A 26,147-nucleotide genomic window follows, 5' to 3' on the forward strand; every position below is an offset into this window, starting at 1 on the left:
TCGCAGTTTTATGTATATTTATGGTTTCATCCTAGCAAATAGAAAATGAAAATATAGTTATGCTCAAAAAATAATACATTAAAGACTCTTAATTCTTTGACAAAGAGTCTTTGTGTGGTATTCTTATAGTGTTGTCAATAACAAAGGAGCTATTATGGCGATTCACATTGTAGTGATGGGCGTTGCTGGTTGCGGCAAGTCTACTGTTTCTGAGGCAATTCGTGATCAACTTGGTTACACTCTGGCAGAAGGTGATGATTTTCATCCAAAAGCTAATATAGATAAAATGTCCGCAGGAATTGCGCTAACAGATGAAGATCGTTGGCCTTGGTTGGATCTTATTAACAAATGGATGGTTGCGCGTGAAAGTCTTGGAGAAAACACAGTTGTTTCAAGCTCTGCATTAAAACGGTCATATCGCGAAGTTCTTTCTAAAAATCTAAACGTGTACTTCTTGCATTTAAACGGAAGCCATGAGTTAATAGCGCAGAGGCTAAAAGATCGTAAAGGACACTTTATGCCACCATCTTTATTGCCAAGTCAGTTCGCAATTTTGGAGCCTCTAGGTAAAGAAGAAAACGGTACCGTTATCTCGATTGAAGGTTCTGTTGAAGATATGGTTCATAGAGCTATCAAAGCAGTGAAAACATATGAACAATCGCAGCTGCAAAAACAATCATAAATGCAAAACAATAGCAATTGTAAAGTGGCGCAATTGTAAAGCAGCACAAAAATATACATTCAAAAATTACTAACGCAAATAACAAAGTTGTTAGCGCATTGATCGTAAACAAAAGATCACAAGGAATTATAAATAAAGCATCACAATAATTAAAACAATTCACAAAATCATGGAGGATTTATGAGTGGGTTAATTCTTGCGGCAATATTAGGTATAGCGCTTATTGTCGTACTTATTGCAGTGGTCAAAGTACATCCCTTCCTATCGTTAATGATTGGTTCGATTGCAACTGCAATCATTGCAGGAGTTCCATATGATAAAAGTCTTACAAGCTTTACTAATGGAGTTGGTTCCACAGCATCAGGAGTTGGATTACTCATTGCTTTAGGCGGAATTATTGGAATTCTTCTTACGCGTTCTGGTGGAGCAGACGTGATTTGTGACACCATACTTAAGAAAGCTCCAGAACATAAGCTTCCATGGGCTATGGCGCTGAGCGCATTTATTGTTGGAATTCCACTATTCTTTGAAGTTGGTGTAGTGATACTTATACCAATTATTCTTCTTGTTGCTCGTCGTACAAAAATGCCAGTAATTGCTTTAGGAATACCGGCGCTCGCAGGCTTATCGGCTTTGCATGCTTTTGTACCGCCACATCCTGGACCACTTGTTGCTATTGATGCTTTGCATGCAAACCTTGGATTGACTTTGGCTTTTGGTTTGATTATCGCCATACCAACTGTAGCAATCGCAGGACCTCTAATGGTTCATTGGATGGTAAAAATGGTTCCTATTCAAGCTAAGCAAGAAGAAGACAATAAGAAGGAAGATAAGCCACAAAATCGCCCTACATTCGCGGAAGCATCTAGCGTAATTTTACTTCCAGTAATTCTTATGCTTGCAGCCAGTGTTGTTGATATTACGGGGCAATCAAAATCTACATTTGGTAGTGTAATCGCATGGATTGGAACACCGCTTGAAGCTCTTACAATCACTACTATTTTTGCGATGATATTATTTGCTATTCGCGCAAAGTGGAGTAGGGATACATTAAATTCTCTGGTAGGCCTTTCGTTCTCCTCAATTGCAAGTATCTTGTTGATAGTTGCTGCTGGAGGTGGATTCAAGCAAACTCTTGTAGATTCTGGAATTGGTAAAGTTATTGCTACGGGCATTGTTCAGGCAAATCTTAATCCTCTTCTTGCTGGATGGATTGTTGCTGTACTAATTAGGCTGGCGACTGGATCTGCAACCGTTGCAACCGTAACGGCATCTGGAATTGTTGCACCTTTGGCTGCAAATCTAAATCAAGTACAATTAGCGTTACTCGTACTAGCTATTGGTGCTGGATCAATCTTCTTATCTCATGTAAATGATGCTGGATTCTGGTTGGTTAAAGAATATTTCGGTATGAGCGTAGGACAAACATTTAAAACATGGTCATTAATGGAAACAGTATTGTCTGTTGTTGGACTTGCAATTATTATGCTAGTTTCCGCTGTTGTTCCTGTGTTCATATGAAATTAAAAAGATTATCTGAATAAGTTTCGTGTAGGAACAGACGGTTTGTACAAATATTTTTTGCAGATATTTGTAGCAGATATCTTTGAAAATTCTTTATAAGAACCATTAGATACAAAAGATACAGACGTCAGAATTATTTTATAAAAATTTTATAAGACAGTTTTGCAAAAGTTATTAAAAGTTATCAAAAAATTTGAAAGAAGGAATTTATTATGCAATTAGGTGTTATCGGTTTAGGACGCATGGGTGGAAACATGGTTAAGCGCTTGCGCGAAGGAGGTCATGAAGTTGTTGGATACGATGTTAGTGCCGAATCAAATCGAGATGTTGACTCTTTAGAAAAATTGGTACAAAGACTTTCGAGTCCGCGTATTGTATGGGTTATGGTTCCAGCTGGTTCTCCTACAGACACAACTATCGAAAAATTAAGCAATCTTCTCGAAGATAATGACCTAGTAATTGATGGAGGCAATACTAGGTATGTTGATGATCAGCGTCATTCTGCTGAATTAAAAGCAAAGGGAATCCATTTTATGGATGTTGGAGTTTCAGGAGGAGTTTGGGGCTCGACTCGTGGTTACGCATTGATGGCTGGCGGCTCCGATGAAGATTATCAGAGAATGCTACCAATTTTCGAGACTTTGAAGCCTGAAGGCCCTGACGGACTCGTTCACGCTGGTGCTGTTGGCGGTGGTCATTTTGCCAAGATGGTTCACAATGGAATTGAATATGGCATGATGCAGGCTTTTGGTGAAGGCTTTGCAACAATGATGCGTTCAGAATTAATAGATGATCCAGCTAAGGTTATGTCTTCATGGCGCCAAGGTTCTGTTGTTCAGTCTTGGCTTCTTGACTTATTCGCGCGCGCTGCAAAAGACGATCCTACATTAGAATCTATGCCTCCTGTTGCTAATGAATCTGGTGAAGCAAAGTGGATGGTTGAAGCTGCACTTGAACTTGGTGTTCCAACCCCAGTTACCGCATGCTCATTGTGGGCTCGCCAAGTATCTCGCGGAGGTGGAGATGACACTTTGCGAGTAGTTTCATCGTTGCGTGCGCAGTTTGGTGGCCATGTCACTAAAAAATAGTCAAAGTAAGTAGAAAATATCTAAGGTAAAAATAGATAAAAAATAGATAAAGATTGTATAGATGGGCAGTTATGTGTTAATTGCCCATCTATTTTTGTTTGCGACACTCCCGGGTTTTGTGTTTTTTATGGTTTTTTGTTTGTTTTTTGGGTTGTTTTTGGTTTTGTGTTGGTGGTTGTGGTGGTTTGTTGTGGTTTTTTGCGTGTTTTCGACACGCCGATGTTTTGGCTTGTTTTCAATGGTTTTGTGGTGTTTGTTTGGTGTTGGTTTGCGTTTTGGTGGGGTTTGGTGTAAGTTTATCTCTTGCTGCTCAGCGCGGCTGGTTCTCCTCGGTTGAGGTTGATGGGCCGGCTGGTGTGGTGGTGGTTTGAGAACTCAAGAGCGTGTCTGTACTACTTATTAGTTAATTATTGCCAGTTCATTGTCAGCCTCACGGATTGTGGGGTGCCTGAGAGATGGTTAAATGATGGTGAGGTTTTTTGTTGGGATGTTCTTTCCTTAAAGAATGTCTCGTCTTTTTCTTTTATATTGGAGCCTTTTGTTGGCTCTTCATTGAAGTTTTTCGTGGAGGGTTCGATTCTGGCTCAGGATGAACGCTGGCGGCGTGCTTAACACATGCAAGTCGAACGGGATCTGACCAGCTTGCTGGTTGGTGAGAGTGGCGAACGGGTGAGTAATGCGTGACCAACCTGCCCCATGCTCCAGAATAGCTCTTGGAAACGGGTGGTAATGCTGGATGCTCCAACTTGACGCATGTCTTGTTGGGAAAGTGTTTAGTGGCATGGGATGGGGTCGCGTCCTATCAGCTTGTAGGCGGGGTAATGGCCCACCTAGGCTTCGACGGGTAGCCGGCCTGAGAGGGCGGACGGCCACATTGGGACTGAGATACGGCCCAGACTCCTACGGGAGGCAGCAGTGGGGAATATTGCGCAATGGGGGGAACCCTGACGCAGCGACGCCGCGTGCGGGATGAAGGCCTTCGGGTTGTAAACCGCTTTTGATTGGGAGCAAGCCTTTTGGGTGAGTGTACCTTTCGAATAAGCGCCGGCTAACTACGTGCCAGCAGCCGCGGTAATACGTAGGGCGCAAGCGTTATCCGGAATTATTGGGCGTAAAGAGCTTGTAGGCGGTTCGTCGCGTCTGGTGTGAAAGCCCATCGCTTAACGGTGGGTTTGCGCCGGGTACGGGCGGGCTAGAGTGCAGTAGGGGAGACTGGAATTCTCGGTGTAACGGTGGAATGTGTAGATATCGGGAAGAACACCAATGGCGAAGGCAGGTCTCTGGGCTGTTACTGACGCTGAGAAGCGAAAGCGTGGGGAGCGAACAGGATTAGATACCCTGGTAGTCCACGCCGTAAACGGTGGACGCTGGATGTGGGGCCCATTCCACGGGTTCTGTGTCGGAGCTAACGCGTTAAGCGTCCCGCCTGGGGAGTACGGCCGCAAGGCTAAAACTCAAAGAAATTGACGGGGGCCCGCACAAGCGGCGGAGCATGCGGATTAATTCGATGCAACGCGAAGAACCTTACCTGGGCTTGACATGTGCCTGACGACTGCAGAGATGTGGTTTCCTTTCGGGGCAGGTTCACAGGTGGTGCATGGTCGTCGTCAGCTCGTGTCGTGAGATGTTGGGTTAAGTCCCGCAACGAGCGCAACCCTCGCCCTGTGTTGCCAGCGGGTTATGCCGGGAACTCACGGGGGACCGCCGGGGTTAACTCGGAGGAAGGTGGGGATGACGTCAGATCATCATGCCCCTTACGTCCAGGGCTTCACGCATGCTACAATGGCCAGTACAACGGGTTGCTTCATGGTGACATGGTGCTAATCCCTTAAAACTGGTCTCAGTTCGGATCGTAGTCTGCAACTCGACTACGTGAAGGCGGAGTCGCTAGTAATCGCGAATCAGCAACGTCGCGGTGAATGCGTTCCCGGGCCTTGTACACACCGCCCGTCAAGTCATGAAAGTGGGCAGCACCCGAAGCCGGTGGCCTAACCCTTTTGGGATGGAGCCGTCTAAGGTGAGGCTCGTGATTGGGACTAAGTCGTAACAAGGTAGCCGTACCGGAAGGTGCGGCTGGATCACCTCCTTTCTACGGAGTTTTTGTGCACGCTCGGTTGAGTGTGGTTACTGGTGTGGAAAACAATAGTTAATGTTTTTAGATGAGTTTGTTGGGCATGCTTTTGGGTTCCCGGATTGCCACCCCCCCTTGTTTTGGGGTTGCGGTCCTGGCCCTTGGATTACAGGTTGAGGCTTTTTGGTTTTTGGCTTGTGTTCTTGGTGTTTGGTGGTTTGAGAACTGGATAGTGGACGCGAGTAAGAATAGTGAGACTGTTTTTTGGTTTTGCTTGTTTTTACTTTTATCAATTTCAACCGGCTCCATTTTGGTGGAGTCGCTTGATCGTTTTGTGATCGTTTAGTGTGATGATTTATTGTCTAGAGAGTTAAGCGATAGGCTTTTTACTGGTGTATCACTGGTAAGGGCGTATGGTGGATGCCTTGGTAGACAGGACCGATGAAGGACGTGACGGGCTGCGATATGCCTCGGGGAGCTGCCGAGTGGGCTTTGATCCGAGGATTTCCGAATGGGGAGACCCGGCCACTGTTATGGGTGGTCACCACAGTTTTTGTGGGGGGTACGCAGGGAAGTGAAACATCTCAGTACCTGCAGGAAAGGATACTCCGTGAGTAGTGGCGAGCGAAAGCGGATCAGGCTAAACCGAGTACGTGTGATAATCGTCAGGTGTTGCGTATTCGGGGTCGTGGGATTGACTGTTCAGCCTCTGACGGGGTTGAGAAGAGTGATAAAATGTCGTGTTATGTGAATGGGATTGAATTCCCAGCCGTAGAGGGTGATGGCCCCGTAGCAGGTTGCGCGATGTCTTTTTATGTTTATTCCCAAGTAGCGCGGGCCTCGTGGAATCCCGCGTGAATCTGCCCAGACCGTTGGGTAAGCCTAAGTATTCCTGTCTGACCGATAGTGTACTAGTACCGTGAGGGAAAGGTGAAAAGCACCCCGGGAGGGGAGTGAAATAGTTCCTGAAACCGTGCGCTTACAATCCGTCGGAGCCTTCTTTGTGGGGTGACGGCGTGCCTATCGAAAAATGAGTCTGCGAGTCAGTGGTATGTGGCGAGGCTAACCCGGGTGGGGGAGCCGTAGCGAAAGCGAGTTTTAAAAGGCGTTTTAGTCGCATGTCCTGGACCCGAAGCGGGATGATCTAGCCCTGAGCAGGTTGAAGCGCGGGTAAGACCGTGTGGAGGACCGAACCCACCTAGGTTGAAAACTGGGGGGATGACTTGGGGTTAGGGGTGAAAGGCCAATCAAATTCCGTGATAGCTGGTTCTCTCCGAAATGCATTTAGGTGCAGCGTCATGTTATTGCTTGCAGGGGGTAGAGCTACTGGATGCTTGCGGGCCCATACCGGGTACTAATAGCAGCCAAACTCCGAATACCTGTTAGGTTTATCATGGCAGTGAGTCGGCGGGGGATAAGCTCCGTCGTCAAAAGGGAAACAGCCCTGATCGTCGTCTAAGGTCCCGAAGCGCGTGCTAAGTGGGAAAGGATGTGGAGTCGCATAGACAGCCAGGAGGTTGGCTCAGAAGCAGCCATCCTTGAAAGAGTGCGTAACAGCTCACTGGTCTAGTGGTTCCGCGCCGACAATGTAGCGGGGCTTAAGCACGCCACCGAAGACGCGACTGCATGATTTAGTTCATGTGGGGTAGGAGAGCGTCCTGTATGGGGTGAAGCGGCAGTGTGAACTTGTCGTGGACTATACGGGAGTGAGAATGCAGACATGAGTAGCGAGAGACAGGTGTGAATCCTGTCCGCTGAATGACTAAGGGTTCCGGGGCCACGTTCGTCGTCCCCGGGTGAGTCGAGTCCTAAGGCGAGGCCGACAGGCGTAGTCGAATGGATGAACGGGTTGATATTCCCGTACCGGTGTTACACCGTTCGAACTGAATCTGAGAGTACTAACCTTCGTTATTCTGGTTGATTATCTTTCGGGGTTTTCTTCTGGTTTAGTGTTGGGAGCGTATCGGTAGTAGGTTAGCGTGGGAGTGACGCGGGTAGGTAGCCGGCTGCGGAGGTGGTTTTCCGTGGCTAAGCGTGTGGGCTGTCCTCTAGGTAAATCCGGGGGATGTTAAGCTGAGGCGTGATGGGTAGGCTGTAAGGCTGATTCCGGTGATCCTGCTTGCCGAGAAAAGCTTCAACGTGAGGTGTGATTCCGCTCGTACCCTAAACCGACACTGGTGGTCTGGTAGAGTATACCAAAGCGATCGGGCGAATCCTGGCCAAGGAACTCGGCAAATCACTCCCGTGCCTTCGGCATAAGGGAGACCCCTGATGGTGATGTTTTTTACAAGCGGAGCTGTTGGGGGTGGCACAAGCTAGGGGGTAGCGACTGTTTACCAAAAACACAGGAGCGTGCGAAGGCGTAAGCCGCTGTATACGCTCTGACGCCTGCCCGGTGCCGGAAGGTTAAGAGGATCCGTTAGCTTCGGTGAAGCGGTGAATTTAAGCCCCGGTAAACGGCGGTGGTAACTATAACCATCCTAAGGTAGCGAAATTCCTTGTCGGGTAAGTTCCGACCTGCACGAATGGCGTAACGACTTCCCCACTGTCTCGGCCAGGAGCCCGGCGAAATTGCAGTACGAGTAAAGATGCTCGTTAAGCGCAGAAGGACGAAAAGACCCCGGGACCTTTACTATACCTTGGTATTGTCGTTAGGTGTGGATCGTGTAGCATAGGCGGGAGGCTGTGAAGCGTGGGCGCTAGCTTGCGTGGAGTCGATCAGTGAAATACCGCTCTTTCCATATCTGGCGTCTAACCTCGACACGTTATCCGTGTTAGGGACAGTGCCTGGCGGGTAGTTTAACTGGGGCGGTTGCCTCCTAAAGAGTAACGGAGGCGCTCAATGGTCCGCTCAGCCCGGTTGGCAATCGGGTGTTGAGTGTAATCGCACAAGCGGGCTTGACTGTGAGACTGACGGGTCGAGCAGGGACGAAAGTCGGAGATAGTGATCCGGTGCCGGCGTACGGACGTGGCATCGCTCAACGGATAAAAGGTACCCCGGGGATAACAGGCTGATCATTCCCAAGAGTCCATATCGACGGGATGGTTTGGCACCTCGATGTCGGCTCGTCGCATCCTGGGGCTGGAGCAGGTCCCAAGGGTTCGGCTGTTCGCCGATTAAAGCGGCACGCGAGCTGGGTTCAGAACGTCGTGAGACAGTTTGGTCTCTATCCTCTGCGCTCGTTGGAATGTTGAGGAGACCTGCCCATAGTACGAGAGGACCTGGGTGGACGAACCTCTGGTATGCCGGTCGTCACGCCAGTGGCGCTGCCGGTTAGCTACGTTTGGAAGGGATAACCGCTGAAAGCATCTAAGCGGGAAGCCTGCTCCAAGATTAGCATTCCTTGCACTTTGTGTGTGAGCCCCCATGTAGAACACGTGGTTGATAGGCTGGATGTGGAAGCCCTGTAAGGGGTGGAGCTGACCAGTACTAATGGGCGATTGTGATACTACTTGTATTGCTTATCGTTTAATTCTCTTAACTTTGAGGAGTGTTAGACGGTCATGATTATGGTTAAGTTGTTGATTTTGATGATTGTTTTTCTGTTGCTCGCGTTCATGTCCGGTTCCCAAACCGCCAATTTGCCGCTCGTTTAAAGCGAGTGTATAATCTAGTTTTGCGGTGGTCATGGCTCAGGTGAGACGCCCGGTCCCATTCCGAACCCGGAAGCTAAGGCCTGACACGGTGAGGGTACTGCACTCGATAGGGTGTGGGAGACTAGCACGCTGCCGCATTATTCTTTGATAAGCGGGGAACTTGATTGTTCCCCGCTTTTTTATTATTTAAGTTTAGGTTATCGTTCGCATTGCCGTAAGAACTTGTTAGCGTAAAGAGTAGTGTGTAAGTGTAGCTTTAACACAATTAAACTGATTAAACGGAAGTATGTATGAAAAAGGCTCTTATTAACATTGATTATACGAATGATTTCGTTGCAAGTGATGGCTCGCTTACAGTAGGAGAGCCTGCACAAAAGCTCGAGAAGCGAATTACAGAGATATCGCAAGAATTTCTAGACGCTGGAGAATTCGTTGTTTTTGCAATCGATACGCATCATCTAAACGATCCGTATCATCCTGAAACTAAGCTTTTCCCACCTCACAATATTGCTGGAACACACGGTCAGAAACTGTATGGCATGCTTGGCAATTTTTATGAGGCAAATAAAGATAAAAGCAACGTTTATTACATTCATAAGACGCGCTACTCGTCGTTCAATGGCACTGATTTGCTGATTAAGCTTCGCGAACGTCATATTGAGGAGCTGCATTTGGTAGGCGTTTGCACAGATATTTGCGTGCTTCACACGGCTGTCGATGCGTATAATCTTGGATTCAAGATTGTGGTTCACAAAGATGCAGTCGCAAGCTTTGATCCTCAAGGTCACGAGTGGGCTTTGCGCCACTTTAAGACTTGTCTTAATGCAGATATTGTAGAAGGCTAAGATCTTTAGCTAAAAATATAAATAATTATTAAATAATCAATTATTAAATAATCGACGCTGGTTGCTTTGAGCTGCCAGCGTTTTTGTTTAATCGGAGTGTCGACTTGACTATTAATGAGAATCATTATTATTATTGATAGACGTTGTAAAGATGTCTTCGAGTAGTTATGTGTAAAAGAAGAGTACACATTGCGAAATAGAGAAGATGAAGTGTAGAGAGCGAAATAGTAATTATGACTCAGGTCATTAAGAATATGGTAAAACGCGCGTTTGCAATGTGTGGCGTTGCGGTGCTTGCGTTTGCGGTGCTGGTATCGGGGTTCAGTGCTGCAAATCCTGCGTATGCGGATGAAGAACAAACTATCTATAAGTATGATGCAAGTGCAAAAGATGTGCTGGCAAACGGTCATATGGACATCTTCTATCCATTTATGCATAATGGCAAGCTCATAATGGGTTTTGAAGCCAACTCTATGCTATACAAGCCTGAAAATGTAACAATGAAGGTTGGTCAATCATCATACAGTACGCAAGATTTTGATAATTACAAAAACAAGTTACCATTCGATGCTTCACAAGGTTATTGGCTTTTAGACGAATCTGGTAATAAACAAGATAAAGAGCTATTCCCAGGGTGGGATACTTCCATTACTTCTAAAGCAGTTGGATCGGAAAATCCAGATGGCGCATCAGCAGATATTGTTATACAAAAAGTAACAGCTCCTAAAGGTGCAAAAGTATTAATATGGCAGTCTGCAAAAAATAAGGATAAAGAATCCATAGCAAAATCATTTGAATATCAAGATAAAGATGATGAAAAAGAGGAAGGCAGCCGATTCGAGCTTCCAGGAGTGATTCATCAATCTCAAGTTACACATCAACATACAAACTGGGTATTCACTCAGCCTGGAACTTATACATTAGAAGCGTACGCTGTTATTAAAAATAAGACGACGAAAGAAACTAAAACCACTAATACTGCCAAATATACTTTTATTGTTGAAGCAAGCCATAATCATACCGTGTCATCTGAGTCTGTTGTTAAAGAACGCGGAAAAGCGGAAATTCCAGTTTTGGATGCAAACACTAAAGACGATAATCCTTCTGAAAACTCTGACTGTGCTGATGGCAATCTGTGCATACTAGGGATTCGCAATACAGGTAGCCACCCACATTATCATTCCTATGAGCCAGGCGGTGGATTGAATCTTTACACGTATCGTGAAGGATTCAAAAAAGATATTGAAAACGGAACAATAAAAAAACCATCATACGAATGGTGTATAAACAGGGCTGACGAACAAGAAAACACGTTTGCATCATGCTTCTTAGGTGAAAGGCTAAAGCTGCCAGCCGAACCTGCGATGAACGGAATGAAAGTTCGCGTGATTCTAACAGGTGAAGGAATCGGAGCTTTCGATAGAGATAGAGCTTTCGGAACAATAGTCGTAGAAGATCATGGCGCTGACGGACGCCCAGTAGTACAAGCATACGGAAAGTCCAAAGTCAATTTAGGAGAAAAAGTTCATCTAAAAGCTAAACTGTTCTCCCCACGAGTTCCTACTGTAAAAGGTGAAGCGTCTGATCCAGAAGAGCCAGCGACATCCATAGTAAAAAAATACAAGTGGATGATTAAAAAAGATGGCGAAAAAGAGTTTAAAAATATTGAAGGTTCTGCCGATGGAAGCACATGCGAATTAACAATTGATGAAAGCATGCAGGATGCTGTCGTTCGCGCTTATCTTGTGCTAGACGACGGAACGTTATATAGGAACGCAGGTTTCGATGATTTTTGCGATTGGAATGTCAATATAAAGAATTTAGACAAAAAAGATCATGCGCAACCTGAAAACTCAAAAGATTCTAATAATAAGAAGAACAACAAGAACAACAAGAACAACAAGAACAATAAAACAAAAAACAAGAAGAATAAGAAAAATAAGAAGAATCGTAAAAAGAATAAGAACCATAAGTCTAATGGAAACGATGAATCTGATAGTCAGAATGAGATAGAAGACGGCAATCAGAACGAAGAATCCAATAACACAGGTGAATCAAAGGAAAAGAATAACAACAAGGAATCAGAGTCAGATAATAAAGATTCTAAGAAGAACAAAAAGAAAAACGATAAGGATAAAGATAAAAAGAAGAATAAGAATAAGTCAGATGAAAGCGAAGATGATTCCAATTCGTCTGAGTCTTCCAATTCGCATAACTCTTCCGAATCGTCAGACTCTGACAATAACAGTTTTAAGCAATCCGCAACCACTCCGTTAGTTGCAAGAGCTAATACTAATAATGTATTTACAAATGCTAGTGGAAGCTTCACAAAATCTTCTTCTAAAGGATTAGGCGGATTGTCAAATGGTATTTCTTCCTCAAAACATTCTAAGAAGATGAAAAAAGTGAAACTGCTTAGTAAAAAAAGCAAAAAGTCAAATAAGACTAAAGCTGCTTCATACAATTCTGATGATGAAAACATTGAGGATTCAGAAGTACTAGAAGATTCAGAAGAAGAACAAGAAGCAAAAAGTCACAAAACAAAATGGGTAGCTGCTGCTGTAGGAACTGCAAGCGTGAGCTTATGTGCTGTAACAGGAGCTGGGGCTTTCTTGATGAGACCACGTATGAAGTTGTTGTAGAAGGAGAAGAAAAATGACTAAAAACAAGCACTATATAGCAACGGCAATAATAGCATCAATATGCACAGCAATTATGCTACTAGCTACGGCTCTACTCCCATCTCCATTTATGGGGTCCGCCAAAGCTGCAACAAGCAACCAGCCAGTTATGATTCAGGCAGGTCACGCAGATTTTGGACCAACACTTTCTGGCGGAAATTGGAAAATACAAATTCGCGATGATACTGGCGACGAACCAGTATGGAGAGACCCAGAAAACGTAGTATTCAAACTTGGCAACAGCTCAATAGTTCCTATGCCAAACGATGCAACGTACAACTTTATCGGCGAAAAACCAGGAACAAAGCTTTATGTGATTCCACAAACACAAAACTCTAATGTGGTATGGCTCGGATGGAACACGCAGGAAGGTGGAGTGCTTAACGAGCTAGATCGCGGAGCAAACCTTTCGCTTGATGGCGTTAGCGGACCTGGAAAACTGCACGTTTACCTTGAAAATGGCAATAATGCTCCACAGCAATTATGGGATAGTACTAAAGGATATCCACAAAACAGTTGGATTGAAGCGAACGCGCACACTCACGTAAATTGGGTATTCTCGAAGCCTGGAATTTACCATGTAAAGCTCACTTTTTCTGGAAAACTAAAGAATGGTCGCGCTGTAAGTGACACTCGTGTGCTTAATTTTGCAGTGGGAGAAAAAACAGATCCACAAGCTGCGTTATCTGGAGCAGCAGGAGCAGCATCTTCAGGCGCGCACTCTCAGTCTGGCTCATCGAATGCAAACGAAGGAAACGACGGAGAAAATAACGAAGAGTCTGACGCAGACAACAATGATGAGAATGCGGAAGGAAGCGAATCGAGCAATGCTTCCGCCAGAAAGCATAAGAAAGCTAGTAGCGCTGACGATACAGTAGCGATAGCGCAAATTGTGATGATTGTATTTGTAATTCTAACAATCGTAATTATTGCGTTTATTGTATTTGCTGTAATTAAAAGCAAGAAGGCAAAGCAGCAGGCGATTAGCCAACATGGCGCGAATCAGCAAGTTTCGCCAATGGCTCCTATGCAGCAACCAACGCAACCGCAAATGGTGGCTCCAGTGCAGCAAATGCAACCGCAGTACGTACAACAGCCTGTACAACAACAGCAGTATGGAGTTCCGCAGCAACCAGTGTATGCTCAGTCTAATGTGCCAGTGCAGCCAGTTGCTCCAGCACAGACTTATGCTCAGCCATATTCGCAGCAGTACGTTCAGCCTCAAGCGAATCAGACTTATGCGAATCCAAATCCTCAGTATGTTGAAAATCAAAGTTCACTAAGTGACTTAGTGAATCCTACAGAAGAAACAACGATCTTACCGAACACAGATTTTAATAATTTAGGACAAAACAATGCGTAATAAATCAACCTTAATCTGCTTTAGACTACTAAGCGCGATTTTAAGCGCAATAATATCTTTTGGATTCTTGGCATCGATGTGCTGCTGCAATTGCGGCAGTGCGTATGCGAGTGAAGCGCAAAAAAATGGGCTTTCTGCTACAGAAAGTGATAATAGTAGCGACGAGGATAAAGATCCTGACGAGAATGTATATTCGGATGATTCAAGTAGTTATGATTCTTCCAATATGCCTAAAACTGATCAGAATCCTGCAAAAGATCCAAAAAAGAGCGATAATCCTAATAAAACCAGTAATGAAGAAGCTTGCAAGGCCGCTGTTGTAGCTAAAGATTCCAGTAAGCCAAAGGATTCAGACACACGATACGAAAAGTGTAAGGTGTACAAGGGTCATACTGATGGCATTGCTGTGTATATGGATAAAAGCAGGCATCTTGTGTTGGGAACGCAAGGAGATTATTTCCCAGGCGTACCCCAAAACGGTGTTAGGTACAATTCTGATCGCATAGAATTTATGCTTGGAAGCAACACAAAATTAAGAAAATCTGATTTTGCTAAAGAATTAAGTTTTCTTTCTAAAGATAATAGTAGCGAGTATGTTTGGGCTTTGCCTCAAGGACAGGAAGATAACAAGTTGTGGTTGGGTTTTACAACACAAACATTGCCTCGTAAAACTGTTTCCGCTGTAAAGTTTCACTTAAAGTCTGCGACTATTCCAGAAGGCGGAGCAGTGTATGTTTATGAGAATGATTCTCACGGTAAGGTAATACCTGTTTTAGGATCGCCTAATACTGATTTTCCTCATAAGTTTTATAGAAACGACAATACGCATTTGCATGTTAATTGGGTGTTTACCAAACCAGGTGAATATGGTCTGTGCATAGAAGTAACAGTTAAAACAAAAGACGGGAAAATCCTTAAAGATTCGCAAGGATACACGTTTAATGTGGATATGCAAGGTGATGCTACTGGTGAATATTTTCGTATAGAAGATAAAGATCCTGATAACGATAGCGAATTAAATAAACACGAAAATCAGAATACAAACGAAAGTGACGAAGACGGTAACGATAGTGATAATGAAGATGAAGAATCTGAAGACAACGAAGATGAAGATGGTGAAGATTCTTCCACTTCGATTGTCATAAACGGAAACAACAACAGAGTTTACGTAACCCCATGGCCTGGTGCCAAGCCAAATGGCGGACTAGCTAACCAAAGTTCTGACGAAGAAGATGGCAATGGGAAAAGTGAAGGCGGTAACGGATCTGAAACCGAATCTAAAAGCAAAGACAAAAAGCAAAAAACCGTCAAAAAATGCTCAAAATTTAAGGATTTACAAGGTGATAAGCTAGTAATAAAGCATGGTCACGTTGATTTAGCAACCTATTCAACTGGTAACGGAATAGAATTTGCAGTGCAAGAAGACGTGACTGGAAGCCACGTAAAGCGTGACCCGAGCAAAGTTGTGTTTTATGCTGGAAAATCAGCTAAAGATAAAGGTGTGTGGCGACTTCCACAAACGCAAAAAAATAGCGTACCGTGGGTTGGCTGGAGTAACCAGAATTTAAGCCCACACAAGCCAAGCAAGATCAGCCTTAAATCTGTAAAAGGGCCAGGTAGCGTGCGAATTTGGTTGCAAGGCGGACTTGGTGTAAAAGCTAAAACACTCATGTCTAGTAGTGGAAACAGTACGTATACAATCCCAGCAAACACGCATATGCATTTAAACTGGGACTTCTCAAAGTCTGGATATTATACGATTACTTTTGCTGTAAGCGCAAACGGAAAAACAGTTACAAAAGACTTCCACTTTGCAATTGGTGTAGACCCAATGGAAAAGCCAATGAGCTGCTCTATGACAAAAGTCGATGGCGAAAACGGAGATTCAGATGATAATTCAAATGAAACTGATGAAACTGATGATGACTCTGAGAACAGTTCCGACGACAAAGTCAACAATAACGACAATTCTGGAAATAATGGAAATTCTGGCAATAATAGTGGCACGACGCCATTAGCAGCTGCAGCTAGAGGAAACTCCGGTTCGGGATCATCATTCTTTGGTGGCGGATTTGGAGCATCGAAAAGCGCTAATCGAGGCAAAACTGGAAGATCTGTAAGCATATCTGGCGGAATTGGAAATCATGCAAACAAAGGCATCCAATCAAAATACAATTCCAAACGAGTTAAAGGTCTAAGAAAAAGTTTGCAAAGCGGCGTTAAAAGCGAAGAGCCTAGAGGAATAGTAGGATTGTTCAAACGCAAGCCAGTAGTTGCATACACGGCTTTAAGTCTTGGTATTACAGCAATTTCTGGAACTTGCGCAGCTGGATTGTTCGTTCTACGCAAACGCGGATTAATACCTGCAGGAGGCTTATTTAGAGCACTTATGAATTTGAAATAAAGCGTAGAAAACGTTGGTAAAATTAATGAAATTCGTTGATTTACTAGGTAAAAAAAGTGTGAAGCGCGCGGTTTCTGCTGCTCTAGCAGTTTTAACCGCGCTGCCGCTGTCTGCTTGTGGTAGTGCTAATGGGAATCGTGCAGTACATCGCGATGGTCGCATTAACGTAGTGACAACTACGGGCGTTCTACGAGACATGGTGGCGAATGTGGCAGGGGAAGCAGCCAACGTTAGCGCCATTGTGCCAGACAACGCGGATCCACATTCGTATGAGCCGCGTTTGCGCTCAATTCGAGATGTTGTGTACGCTGATGTGGCTTTTAGCAACTACATGATGCTTGAAGAACACGGCGTTATTACAGCTTTGGACGCGAATTTGCGAAAAGGTGTGCCAAATGTGCAACTTGCGGAAGAAAGTGTGAAGCACGCGGCAGATATTATTCCAATGGTAGAAGACGTGTCTTTGGATACAATTTGGCTGGGGCTTGCTACAGAACGCATGGCTGCGCAGCCAAGCGAAGAAGCGAATAATGCGCAAGGCTCCACAAGTGCAAATACGCAAAAGCGTGCGGAAGAATCGCCCTCGGCGGCTGCTGGTGGACTCGCATCGCTAAACAATCTCAATAAAACAAAAACAAATTCAAAACAAGCCAGCCAACTAGAAAAGTCAGGTCAATCTTTGCAATCAAACGCGCCATCTACGGCAACAAAAGAAGGTCGCGCAACCGTAATAAAACCTAACGCATACAACATGAAAAGGTCTGACAGAATACGCTTAACAGCCACAAAAGTAAAAGGGCCTGGCGCGCTATTCGCATATTTGACTGGCACTTTTGGAAGCGTAGAAACATACTTTAACAGCGCAAACGGAATAAGCGCAAACGACCACGTAGACTTGCCAGCAGACGCACACACGCATTTAAGCTGGGCATTTAGCAAGCCAGGCGAATACACGCTTGACTTGCACGCCGATATGTTAAACGCACAAAACGAGGTAGTGTCTAGCCTTGGAAACACCAAAATGCGATTTGCTGTAGGCGTAAACGCGCAAAAAATAGCCAAAAAACGTGGAGCGAGCGTAGTGCTGAACAAGGGTCATGCAGATTTAGCTTACGACTTGGCAAAACGCGGATTTGTGTACCGCGTAGATACTTTGCAAGAAAAGCGCTCCACTACACCAAAACGCGTGTATTACAAGCCTCGCGATGTGGTTGTAGAAGTTCCAACTAACGCTTTGAAAGAGATTCCGGCAGAACAAGGATACAGATTTTTGGGAGCTGCAAGGCAGAAGATTTATCAGCTGCCACAAGCAGTTTTAGGAAAGCACGTTCACGGCGACATTGACCCGCATTTGTGGCAATCCGTAAAAAATGGCATAGCATACGTGCGCACAATCGCAGATCGCCTTTGCGAAGTGGATGCGAAAAATGCTCGTAAATATCGCGCGAATGCGGACCGATACATTAACAAGCTTCTAGATGTAGACGCGTATATGAGGCGAAAAGTAGCATCAATACCAAAAGAGAAGCGCAATTTGGTTACAACGCACGACGCTTTTGCGTACTTGGGTAAAACTTACGGCGTGAATATTGCAGGATTTGTAACGATTAATCCTTCGAGCGAACCGAGCGTGCAAGATAGGCGTAGATTGCAGCAGATTTTGCGCGATTTAGAGATTCCAGCTGTGTTTTTGGAGCCAAATTTGATCTCACGTTCGTCTGTACTTAAAGAGCTTGCGGCGCAGGCGCACGTAAAAGTGTGCCCGATTTATGGAGATGCTTTCGACTCTAAAGTGCGAACTTACGCGGATATGATGCGAGCGAACGCGGATTCTTTGGCAAAGTGCTTGAAGTGAGATTGATGGTGGATTGATGTTGGATTTAAGTTGGATTTAAATGATGAGGATTGATGAGGGAAATATGTACACAATTATGGACGCGAATACTGTTATAAGCGCGCAAAACTTAATCGTAAGTTACGGCAGTCGCACGATTGTAAAAGACGTTTCGTTTACGATTAAAAGCGGCGAATTTGTGGGACTTCTTGGTGCAAATGGAGCTGGAAAAACAACGCTTTTCCGCGCGATTATGGGGCTAATACCGCATTCTGGAAAGCTTGAAGTACACGCTAGCAAAAGCGGTGAATCTTTGATTAATTCGCGAGTAAACAACGTTGGATACGTGCCACAACGTCACGATATTGCGTGGGATTTTCCACTTTCCGTACTAGACGTGGTAATGATGGGCCGCATTCGTCACATTGGCTACGTTCGTCGCGCAAAAAAAGAAGACTACGAGATAGCGCTCGCTTCTCTTGAGCGCACAGGAATGGCTGATTTTAGAGATCGCACAATCGGAGAGCTTTCAGGAGGACAAAGGCAGCGCGTACTCGTTGCGCGCGCTCTCGCAGGGCAGCCGCGATTGATGCTTTTAGACGAGCCATTTACAGGCTTAGATATGCCTACTCAAGAGCTGCTCACGAGTCTTTTTTTGGATTTAGCAAAGTCGGGAGAAGCGATTTTGATGAGCTCGCACGACATAATCGGATCCATAAACTCGTGTTCTAGAATCATGCTTTTCGACGGAAGCATAGTGGGCGACGGCGTTCCAGAATCGTTAAACGCAAATCAATGGGTGCAAACATTCCATGTGGATGCGCAAAATCCACTAATCAAAGCAGTAGAGCGCGTTATGGCGCATGAAAGTGTGGTAGAAAAATAATGCTATCTCCAATCGACTTTATACAAGACCTTACAAACCCAGACCTTTGGTTCTTGCTCAAAGCGCTTATCGTGGCGTGCCTTTCTAGCGTAATATGCGGAGTTGTAGGATGCTACGTAGTGCTGCGCGGAATGGCGTTTATTGGAGACGCAGTAGCTCACTCCGTTTTTCCAGGACTCGCAATCGCATTTGTGTTGCAAGGAAACTTGCTATTTGGTGGAGCGCTAGCAGGAGTTGCAACAGCGCTAATCGTATCAATATTTAGCCAAAATCGAAGACTTCGCGAAGACTCGTTTATCGGCGTATTTTTTGTGTCCGCATTTGCGCTCGGAATCGTAGTAATATCAAAAGCTTCAGGCTATGCAGGATCCCTGGAATCGTTCCTATTCGGCTCCATTACAGGAATCCCAGACTCCGACATTGCTGTAGTAGCAATAACAGGGCTAATAATCGTAACGCTTCTAATGATGTTCCACAAAGAGCTAGTATGCGTTTCAATGGATCGAGAAACAAGCCGAGCAATGGGGTTGCCAGTAGCGTGGTTGGATGGAATGCTATACGTTTTAGTTGCGATTGCTGTAGTAGTATCTGTGCAAATAATCGGAAACGTGCTTGTTTTAGCGCTTTTGATCACGCCTGCAGCGACTGCGCGATTGCTTACCGACAGACTTGGGAAAATGATGATTTTGGCGCCTGCTATTGGGTGCGCTTCTTCGATTCTTGGAATGTACTTGTCTTGGAGTTTAGACACTGCTACTGGCGGAACAATCGTTTTGGTTGCCACTTTTATGTTTGTTCTAGCATGGGTGTGCTCGCCTAAACACGGGTTGGTAGCGAGAATTGTGCCGAAACTACGATCAGTCGTTGCGTGAGCGCTTAGACCGCGCTAACGATTTTCCTATTTAACGTTGCGCGAGGTTTGAGTATTTCTCTCCTCGCAACTCCCGTCGCTACGCTCCTCTTTTATTGCTCGTATAGAAATACATCAAACCTTCTGAATATCTTTAACAATTGCGTACCACTTAATCACCGAGATTCTCGATTTTTCTTGCTACTTCAGCGAATCACCATTTCATGCTGAGGTTCGCTTCATCCGCTGCGAAAAATCTCGAATCTCTACCCAGTTTGGTGGAATTTATGTGAGTGATTGTGGAATATTTTGCGGTTTATAGTTTGCGGCACAATAGACGTATGGTATCTAAAGGAAAGCCTTCGCCTAGAAGCGCAGTTAAGCCGCTCAGCGATGAGCAAGTAGAACGCTTAGCGCGAGCACACAAGTTAGTTGATCCTACTTATTACTACCCAACGGGCGCGCGGACGCCAAATACGGCAGAAATCAACGCGCAAAATCCAAAGGCAACTGAGCGACTTCTCGAAGGAACGTCTCGCGTGCTTAGATCTCGTTGTAAAGTGCGCGCTTGGGGATTAGAAAATGTGCCAGAAGAAGGCGTGTTTATAACCGCTTGCACGCACGTTACAATGTTCGACGTTTTTGTGCCAATGACGTCCCTATTCCACCAAGGCCGTCGTCCGCGATACATGGCAAAAGCAGAACTCGCGCATTGGCCAATCATGGGAAAATGGTTCCAGCTTGTTGGAATGCAACCAGTACCTCGTAGAAGCGGAAAGGCGCGTGAAATAGAGGAAGAATCGATTAAAATCCTAACAAATGGTAGACCTCTTAGCGTATGGCCAGAAGGAACGGTTACGCGAGACCCACAAAAATGGCCTATGAGCATGAAGCCAGGAGTGGGCGTAATTGCACTAGAAGCATCGCGTAGGCTGGGGCATCAAATTCCGCTATTTTGCGCCGTTGTCTGGGGTGCTGCAAGCATCAATCATTGGTGGCCATGGCCAAAGAAGAATGTTGTAATGTGCTACGATGCGCGTCTTGATTATTCGGATCTTCTTAAAGATATGGAAAATTGGGGTGATTTGCCGCCTATGGAATCTGCTGCCGAATTAGCTCGTCGTATTCGCGTGCGAATGACGGAAATTATGGAAGAGATTCGCGGCGAAAAAGCACCAGAAGGATACTTTGACTATAGACTTATGAAGAGAGTCAAAGAATAGAGTCAAAGAATAGTGGCTGTAAATTTGCGGTTCATTAAGCCGTAAAACTTTTGTGAATCATCCGTAAAGCGCACTGTGTAGAATTGTGTAATAGTGTGATTAAAAGTTGACTAAGTTGACTATAACTTGACTAGTTGTAAATCGCTACAAATGGCTTACGACCAAAGTAATTTACAAACTCATAAATCGAAAGGCAAGGCGTAAACATGAATGTTACGGTGTTGGGTGCTGGAGCTTGGGGTACTGCGTTTGGGCAAGTGCTTGCAGACGCAGGAAATCAAGTGACAATGTGGGCAATAGAGCCACAGATTGTTGAAGGCATTCGAGATAATCACCGCAACGAAGTGAGGCTGCCAATCGTAGAGCGATTGCCAGAAAACATGACAGCTACTGGGGATCGCGAAGAAGCTGTAGCAAACGCGGATATTGTAGTCGTGGCAATTGCAGCACAGTTTGCGCGCGTTGCGCTCGAAGAATTTGCTGGCAAAATTCCGCAAAATGCGATTGTTGTTTCGCTTATGAAAGGCATTGAGCGTACAACAGGAAAGCGTATGGACGAAGTTGTGTGCGAAGCTTTAAGCTTGCCTCGAAGCCGCTTCGCAGCACTATCGGGTCCAAACTTAAGCAAAGAAGTGGCATTAAGGCAGCACGCAGCGGCTGTTGTTGCGTGTGAAAATCGCGCAAATGCCGAAGTCGTTGCAAAAGCATGCTCAAATAGTTACTTTAAAGCATTCGTATCAACCGACGTAATCGGCGTAGAAATGTGCGGATCGCTTAAAAACGTGGTTGCGCTCGCAGTTGGCATGGCTCGAGGCGCAGGATACGGCGAAAACACGGCTGCTATGATTGAAACGCGCGGTCTTGCAGAGTTGACGGCATTGGGCGTTGCGGAAGGCGCAGATTCTCGCACTTTTGCAGGTCTTGCAGGCTTTGGCGATTTAGTGGCAACTTGCGGGTCTCCTCTAAGCCGCAATTACACTTTTGGATCAAATCTTGGAAAAGGCATGAGCGTTGAGGAAGCAACTGCCGTAAGCAATGGTGTGGCTGAAGGTGTGCCAACAACTGGCGCGGTTGTAGCGATGGGCAAGCGTTTAGGCGTTGAAACTCCGCTTGCAAGCGCAATGGCTCGAGTGCTTGAAGAAGGAATCTCTTGCCAAGAAATGCTTGCAATGCTTTTTAAGGAAGATGTTTGCGAAGAATAGTGAAGCGCCTGATAAGCAGTGCGCGTAGATAATTCAAAATAACTAAAATAACTAAATAACTAAGATAATTAAAATAATTTTCAAAGGAAAAAAATGACTAAAAAGCGTGTAGTGTTCTTGTATGGCGGTAAAGCAGACGAACATTCGATTTCTTGCATATCTGCTGCTGGAGTACTCAGTGCTGTAGACGAAAGTCGATTTGAAATCGTGCGCATTGCAATCACAAAGCAAGGCGAGTGGATTGTTGGCGGCGAAGATCCGCGAAACTTCCGTATGGAAGAAGGAGAGCTTCCGGTAATAACAAAAACCGCGGAAACGCGCGATGTTGTGCTAGATCCTGCAAAGGGAGCAGATGGATTTTTGGTGCGAGAGGCGGATGGCACGCTTACAAGCTTAGGTCATATTGACGCAGTTTTCCCAGTTCTTCACGGTCCAAACGGCGAAGATGGCACTTTGCAAGGCTTGCTAGAAATGATGCAAGTTCCATACGTTGGTTGCGGAGTTTTGGCATCCGCCGCGTGCATGGATAAGTATTACGCTAAGCAACTTTTTAAGGCAGCAGGAATTGATGTTGCTCCAGGAATCGCACTGGATGTGCGAAAGTTTGCTAGCGACGCGGCAAATCACTTCGACTCATATGCAAACGAAATTCTTGAGCAAGTTGAAGAAGCAAAACTCGAGTATCCGCTTTTTGTAAAGCCAAGCAGAGCAGGATCTAGTTTTGGAGTTACAAAAGTTGAATCGCGCGATGCTAAGGCTTTAGCAGATGCCGTTTATGAGGCTTCAAAGCACGATTGGCGAGTATTGGTAGAGCAGGGAATTGATGCGCGCGAAATCGAGTGCGCTGTTCTTGCGGCGCGCGACGGCGACGAGCCTCAGGCAAGCTGGCCTGGAGAAGTTGTGCTTGACAAGCGCGAGGCTGGAGAAGACCAGTTCTATGATTTTGACAGCAAATACATGGATTCCGCAGCTTCACACGTGGAAGTGCCAGCAAATCTGCCAGAAGAAACTTTGGAACTTGTGCGCAAAACAGCGCTTGCAGCGTTCAAAGCGGCAGATGGCAGAGGACTTAGTCGCGTGGATTCCTTCGTTACTCCAGAAGGGCATGTAATGATTAACGAAATCAACACAATGCCTGGATTTACGCCAATCTCCATGTATCCAAAAGCTTGGGAAGCAACCGGAATAAGCTACAGTGATTTAATCACAAAGCTTATTGAAGGCGTGATTTTAGACTGAAACAATCTTAAAAATCATAGTTTTTGAGGATTAGTCGCCAGCAACCGAAGAATTTGTGCAAATTCGCGCAAATATCAAATCTTAAAGTCTGTATAAAATCAGATTTAAAAGAAAAATTAAAACACAAACGAAGAGGTAAAAATGCGGAAAACTCAGCATAACGACATGTACCATCTAGCGCGAAAACGTCAAGGAGATGTTGGCATATCGCTATGCTTATTCCTATTTGTTTGGATTCTTGCAACTATTTTAATAGGTGAACTTATAGGCTTGTTCGTTCCAAAAGGTGTTCTAAGTCCTTCGCTAAGCTCCTTCGTTTCGTCAGACATTGCGCAATACTTAATAGCGTTGCCGATAGCGATGCTTGTTTTAAGACGAGTGCCAGCGGTAGAAACACGCAAATTCACAATGACGTTCAGACAGTTTGGTGGATTTTTCGCAGTGAGCGTACCGATAATGTACGCAGGAAGCTACCTAGGTTTGGCGATTTCTGCGCTTATATCTGGCGGCAAAGCTGAAAACAGGATTGCAGACATAGTGGCAGGCGGAAACGTATGGGAAACCATAATTTTCGTTGTTTTCCTTGCTCCAGTTGTGGAGGAATGGCTGTTTAGAAAGCAGATTATAGACAGGCTGCGAGTGTATGGCGAAAAGCGCGCGATTGTGTTCTCGGCTCTGGCGTTTGCGCTGTTCCATATGAACATGTTCCAGTTCTTCTATGCTTTTGGGCTGGGGCTTGTGTTCGGCTACATGTATGCGCGTACATCACAGCTTAGATACAGTGTATTTTTGCACATGATTGTAAACTTCCAAGGAAGCGTTATAGCGATGTGGATTTCCGACAATATGATGGATTCAAACGGGAACTTAATTAAAGTTGAGAATCTTACAACGCAAGAAATCGCGGATTTGGCTCCTGGATTCATGTTCATAGGTCTTTACGCGATGTTCATGATTGTTATGTTTGTGTTTGGAATTGTGCTGTTAGCGAGGAGTAAAAAATATCTCGAATTCTACGATTCGCCGCTTGAAATTCGCGGGAGCGCTGGAACAAAGGCGCTCTACGGAACAGTCGGCATTATGGGTTTCCTTGTGGTTTCAGTGCTTATGAATATGATAATGCTTTTTGTGTGAGCGAGAACGCGTTTAGTGTGATTTAGATTACGGGTCTATTAGGGATTGATTCTGGATTTATTCCAGATTAATTTGGGATTATTTGGGATATTGGAGGCGATTTTATGGTTACGGTAAATGCAGAAAATAGTGATGGATCGGTTGCTGGCGACTTTTCTGCTGAGCCAATCCGCGTGGGGCTTTTAGGCGCCGGAACAGTAGGATCGCAAACAGCGCGTCTAATAGTGGAAGAAAACTCTGACTTATCGGCGCGAATCGGCGCCCCGCTAGAGCTTGCGGCAGTTGCGTGCTTACATCCAGAAGATGTGGACGCTCCATGGATTGCCAAAAATCTTCTAAGCGCAGACGCGGAAGAGATTTGTAAACGAGAAGATATAGACATAATTGTTGAGCTAATTGGCGGATTGGAGCCAGCACACACATTTGTAAAAACCGCGCTAGAATGCGGAAAGTCGGTTGTAACAGCGAACAAAGCGTTACTTGCAAAGTTTGGTCCAGAACTTTACGAGTGTGCGCAAAAAAACGGAGTGGATTTAAGTTTCGAGGCGTCTGTTGCAGGTGCAATCCCAATTTTGCGTCCGCTTAGAGAGTCGCTTGTAGGCGACAAAATCACGCAAATTTTTGGAATCGTAAACGGAACTACAAACTATATTCTTGACGAGATGACGGTTCGCGGGCTTGATTTTGATTCGGCTTTACGCGCGGCTCAAGAAAAGGGATACGCGGAGGCGGATTCTACAGGCGACGTTGAAGGATTTGATGCGGCGAACAAGGCTGCTATTCTTGCAACGCTTGCATTCCAGATGCCAATAAGCATTGATGACGTTAGCGTTGAAGGAATTAGCGCGATTACGGCCGCAGATATTGCTGCGGCAAGTGCAGAAAATCGCGTGATTAAGCTGCTTGCAGCGGTTGCTTGCGATTCGAGTGGCTGTGTGAGCGCAAGCGTTTACCCAGCGTTGGTTAGCAAAGAGCATCCGCTGGCTTCCGTTCATGGCAGCTTTAACGCCGTTTTTGTTAAAGCGCAAGCGGCGGATGATCTTATGTTTTACGGCCGCGGCGCTGGTGGTGCGCCAACAGCCAGCGCGGTTGTTGGAGATATTGTTGGAGCTGCTAGAAACATAGCGCGCGGTTGCAGCGATGCCAGCGTGCCAATGTATAACGCAAAATCTTTGGCTTCCACGCGCTCGATTCGTGCGGATTTTGTTGTGCGATGCAGCATGGAGGATACTTCACTTGCTCTTTGCAGCGAAGTGATGGATGTGTTTGATGCGCATGGAGTTAACGCGGAACGATTGCCTATGCTTTGCCAAACTCAATATGAGGGCGAGGGCGATTGCCCAGCTTGCGGAATCGGCGGTCCTGACGCTTTGCGTGTGCTTGTAAAAGATTGTACAGAGGCGGATTTGCGCGCAATTCTTGCTGATTTGCAAAAAGTGGATGTTGTGTGTGCAAAGCCTCTTGCTTTGCGAATTATTGAGTAATTGAGTAATCGCGTAATTGAGTAATTATTGAGTAATTAAG

General features: G+C 45.3%; 15 protein-coding genes and 3 rRNA genes. All 18 read left to right on the plus strand.

What is annotated here, in order from left to right; translation table 11 throughout:
• The first annotated feature begins 154 nt into the window (after positions 1–154).
• The 18 genes from HXT20_RS00765 to HXT20_RS00850 all read left to right on the plus strand — a co-directional run bounded on the left by HXT20_RS00765 (position 155) and on the right by HXT20_RS00850 (position 26,107).
• Positions 155–682 carry a gluconokinase gene (locus HXT20_RS00765; RefSeq protein WP_004112729.1) on the plus strand — a complete coding sequence of 176 codons (528 nt, stop codon included), beginning with the start codon at positions 155–157 and terminating at the stop codon, positions 680–682.
• Positions 683–862: 180 nt separating this feature from the next.
• Positions 863–2,203 (plus strand): GntP family permease, encoded by a 1,341-nt coding sequence (locus tag HXT20_RS00770; protein WP_004112718.1) that lies wholly within the window; start codon positions 863–865, stop codon positions 2,201–2,203.
• Between the two features lie 215 nt (positions 2,204–2,418).
• Positions 2,419–3,294 (plus strand): phosphogluconate dehydrogenase (NAD(+)-dependent, decarboxylating), encoded by an 876-nt coding sequence (gene gnd, locus HXT20_RS00775; RefSeq protein ID WP_004138455.1) that lies wholly within the window; start codon positions 2,419–2,421, stop codon positions 3,292–3,294.
• A gap of 561 nt (positions 3,295–3,855) precedes the next feature.
• Positions 3,856–5,383: ribosomal RNA gene (locus HXT20_RS00780) — 16S ribosomal RNA — on the plus strand.
• Between the two features lie 375 nt (positions 5,384–5,758).
• Positions 5,759–8,818: ribosomal RNA gene (locus HXT20_RS00785) — 23S ribosomal RNA — on the plus strand.
• A gap of 165 nt (positions 8,819–8,983) precedes the next feature.
• Positions 8,984–9,100, plus strand: a 5S ribosomal RNA gene (gene rrf / locus HXT20_RS00790).
• The 16S, 23S and 5S rRNA genes sit together here, the layout of an rRNA operon.
• A 152-nt stretch (positions 9,101–9,252) precedes the next feature.
• On the plus strand, positions 9,253–9,807 hold the full coding sequence (locus tag HXT20_RS00795; RefSeq protein ID WP_014554803.1) for a cysteine hydrolase family protein: 555 nt from the start codon (positions 9,253–9,255) through the stop codon (positions 9,805–9,807).
• A 233-nt stretch (positions 9,808–10,040) separates the two neighbouring features.
• On the plus strand, positions 10,041–12,449 hold the full coding sequence (locus tag HXT20_RS00800; protein WP_174190977.1) for a choice-of-anchor M domain-containing protein: 2,409 nt from the start codon (positions 10,041–10,043) through the stop codon (positions 12,447–12,449).
• Between the two features lie 13 nt (positions 12,450–12,462).
• The gene (locus tag HXT20_RS00805; RefSeq protein WP_004113720.1) at positions 12,463–13,851 is read left to right on the plus strand and encodes a choice-of-anchor M domain-containing protein; all 1,389 of its coding nucleotides are present in this window, start codon (positions 12,463–12,465) and stop codon (positions 13,849–13,851) included.
• On the plus strand, positions 13,844–16,255 hold the full coding sequence (locus HXT20_RS00810) for a choice-of-anchor M domain-containing protein (protein ID WP_422114376.1): 2,412 nt from the start codon (positions 13,844–13,846) through the stop codon (positions 16,253–16,255). The genes HXT20_RS00805 and HXT20_RS00810 overlap by 8 nt, the downstream gene beginning before the upstream one ends.
• Positions 16,256–16,280: 25 nt before the next feature.
• The gene (locus HXT20_RS00815; RefSeq protein WP_422114377.1) at positions 16,281–18,110 is read left to right on the plus strand and encodes an anchored repeat ABC transporter, substrate-binding protein; all 1,830 of its coding nucleotides are present in this window, start codon (positions 16,281–16,283) and stop codon (positions 18,108–18,110) included.
• A 43-nt stretch (positions 18,111–18,153) separates the two neighbouring features.
• The gene (locus HXT20_RS00820) at positions 18,154–18,975 is read left to right on the plus strand and encodes an anchored repeat-type ABC transporter ATP-binding subunit (RefSeq protein WP_422114456.1); all 822 of its coding nucleotides are present in this window, start codon (positions 18,154–18,156) and stop codon (positions 18,973–18,975) included.
• The gene (locus tag HXT20_RS00825) at positions 18,975–19,847 is read left to right on the plus strand and encodes an anchored repeat-type ABC transporter permease subunit (RefSeq protein ID WP_004115980.1); all 873 of its coding nucleotides are present in this window, start codon (positions 18,975–18,977) and stop codon (positions 19,845–19,847) included. Before HXT20_RS00820 ends, HXT20_RS00825 begins: the two co-directional genes overlap by 1 nt.
• 319 nt (positions 19,848–20,166) lie before the next feature.
• Positions 20,167–21,048, plus strand: coding sequence for a lysophospholipid acyltransferase family protein (locus HXT20_RS00830; protein WP_415691064.1), 882 nt, complete (start codon positions 20,167–20,169; stop codon positions 21,046–21,048).
• 206 nt (positions 21,049–21,254) lie between these two features.
• Entirely contained in the window at positions 21,255–22,250 is a 996-nt protein-coding gene (locus tag HXT20_RS00835; RefSeq protein ID WP_009993976.1) for an NAD(P)H-dependent glycerol-3-phosphate dehydrogenase, read from the plus strand.
• 93 nt (positions 22,251–22,343) lie between these two features.
• On the plus strand, positions 22,344–23,489 hold the full coding sequence (locus HXT20_RS00840) for a D-alanine--D-alanine ligase family protein (protein ID WP_422114378.1): 1,146 nt from the start codon (positions 22,344–22,346) through the stop codon (positions 23,487–23,489).
• Between the two features lie 141 nt (positions 23,490–23,630).
• Complete coding sequence (locus HXT20_RS00845; protein WP_422114379.1) at positions 23,631–24,623, plus strand: CPBP family intramembrane glutamic endopeptidase; 993 nt, start codon at positions 23,631–23,633, stop codon at positions 24,621–24,623.
• 104 nt (positions 24,624–24,727) lie between these two features.
• Positions 24,728–26,107, plus strand: coding sequence for a homoserine dehydrogenase (locus HXT20_RS00850; protein ID WP_422114380.1), 1,380 nt, complete (start codon positions 24,728–24,730; stop codon positions 26,105–26,107).
• Positions 26,108–26,147 lie beyond the last annotated feature (40 nt).

Origin of the sequence: Gardnerella sp. DNF00109 (assembly GCF_049262845.1) — a bacterium.
GTDB classification, from domain to species: domain Bacteria; phylum Actinomycetota; class Actinomycetes; order Actinomycetales; family Bifidobacteriaceae; genus Bifidobacterium; species Bifidobacterium vaginale.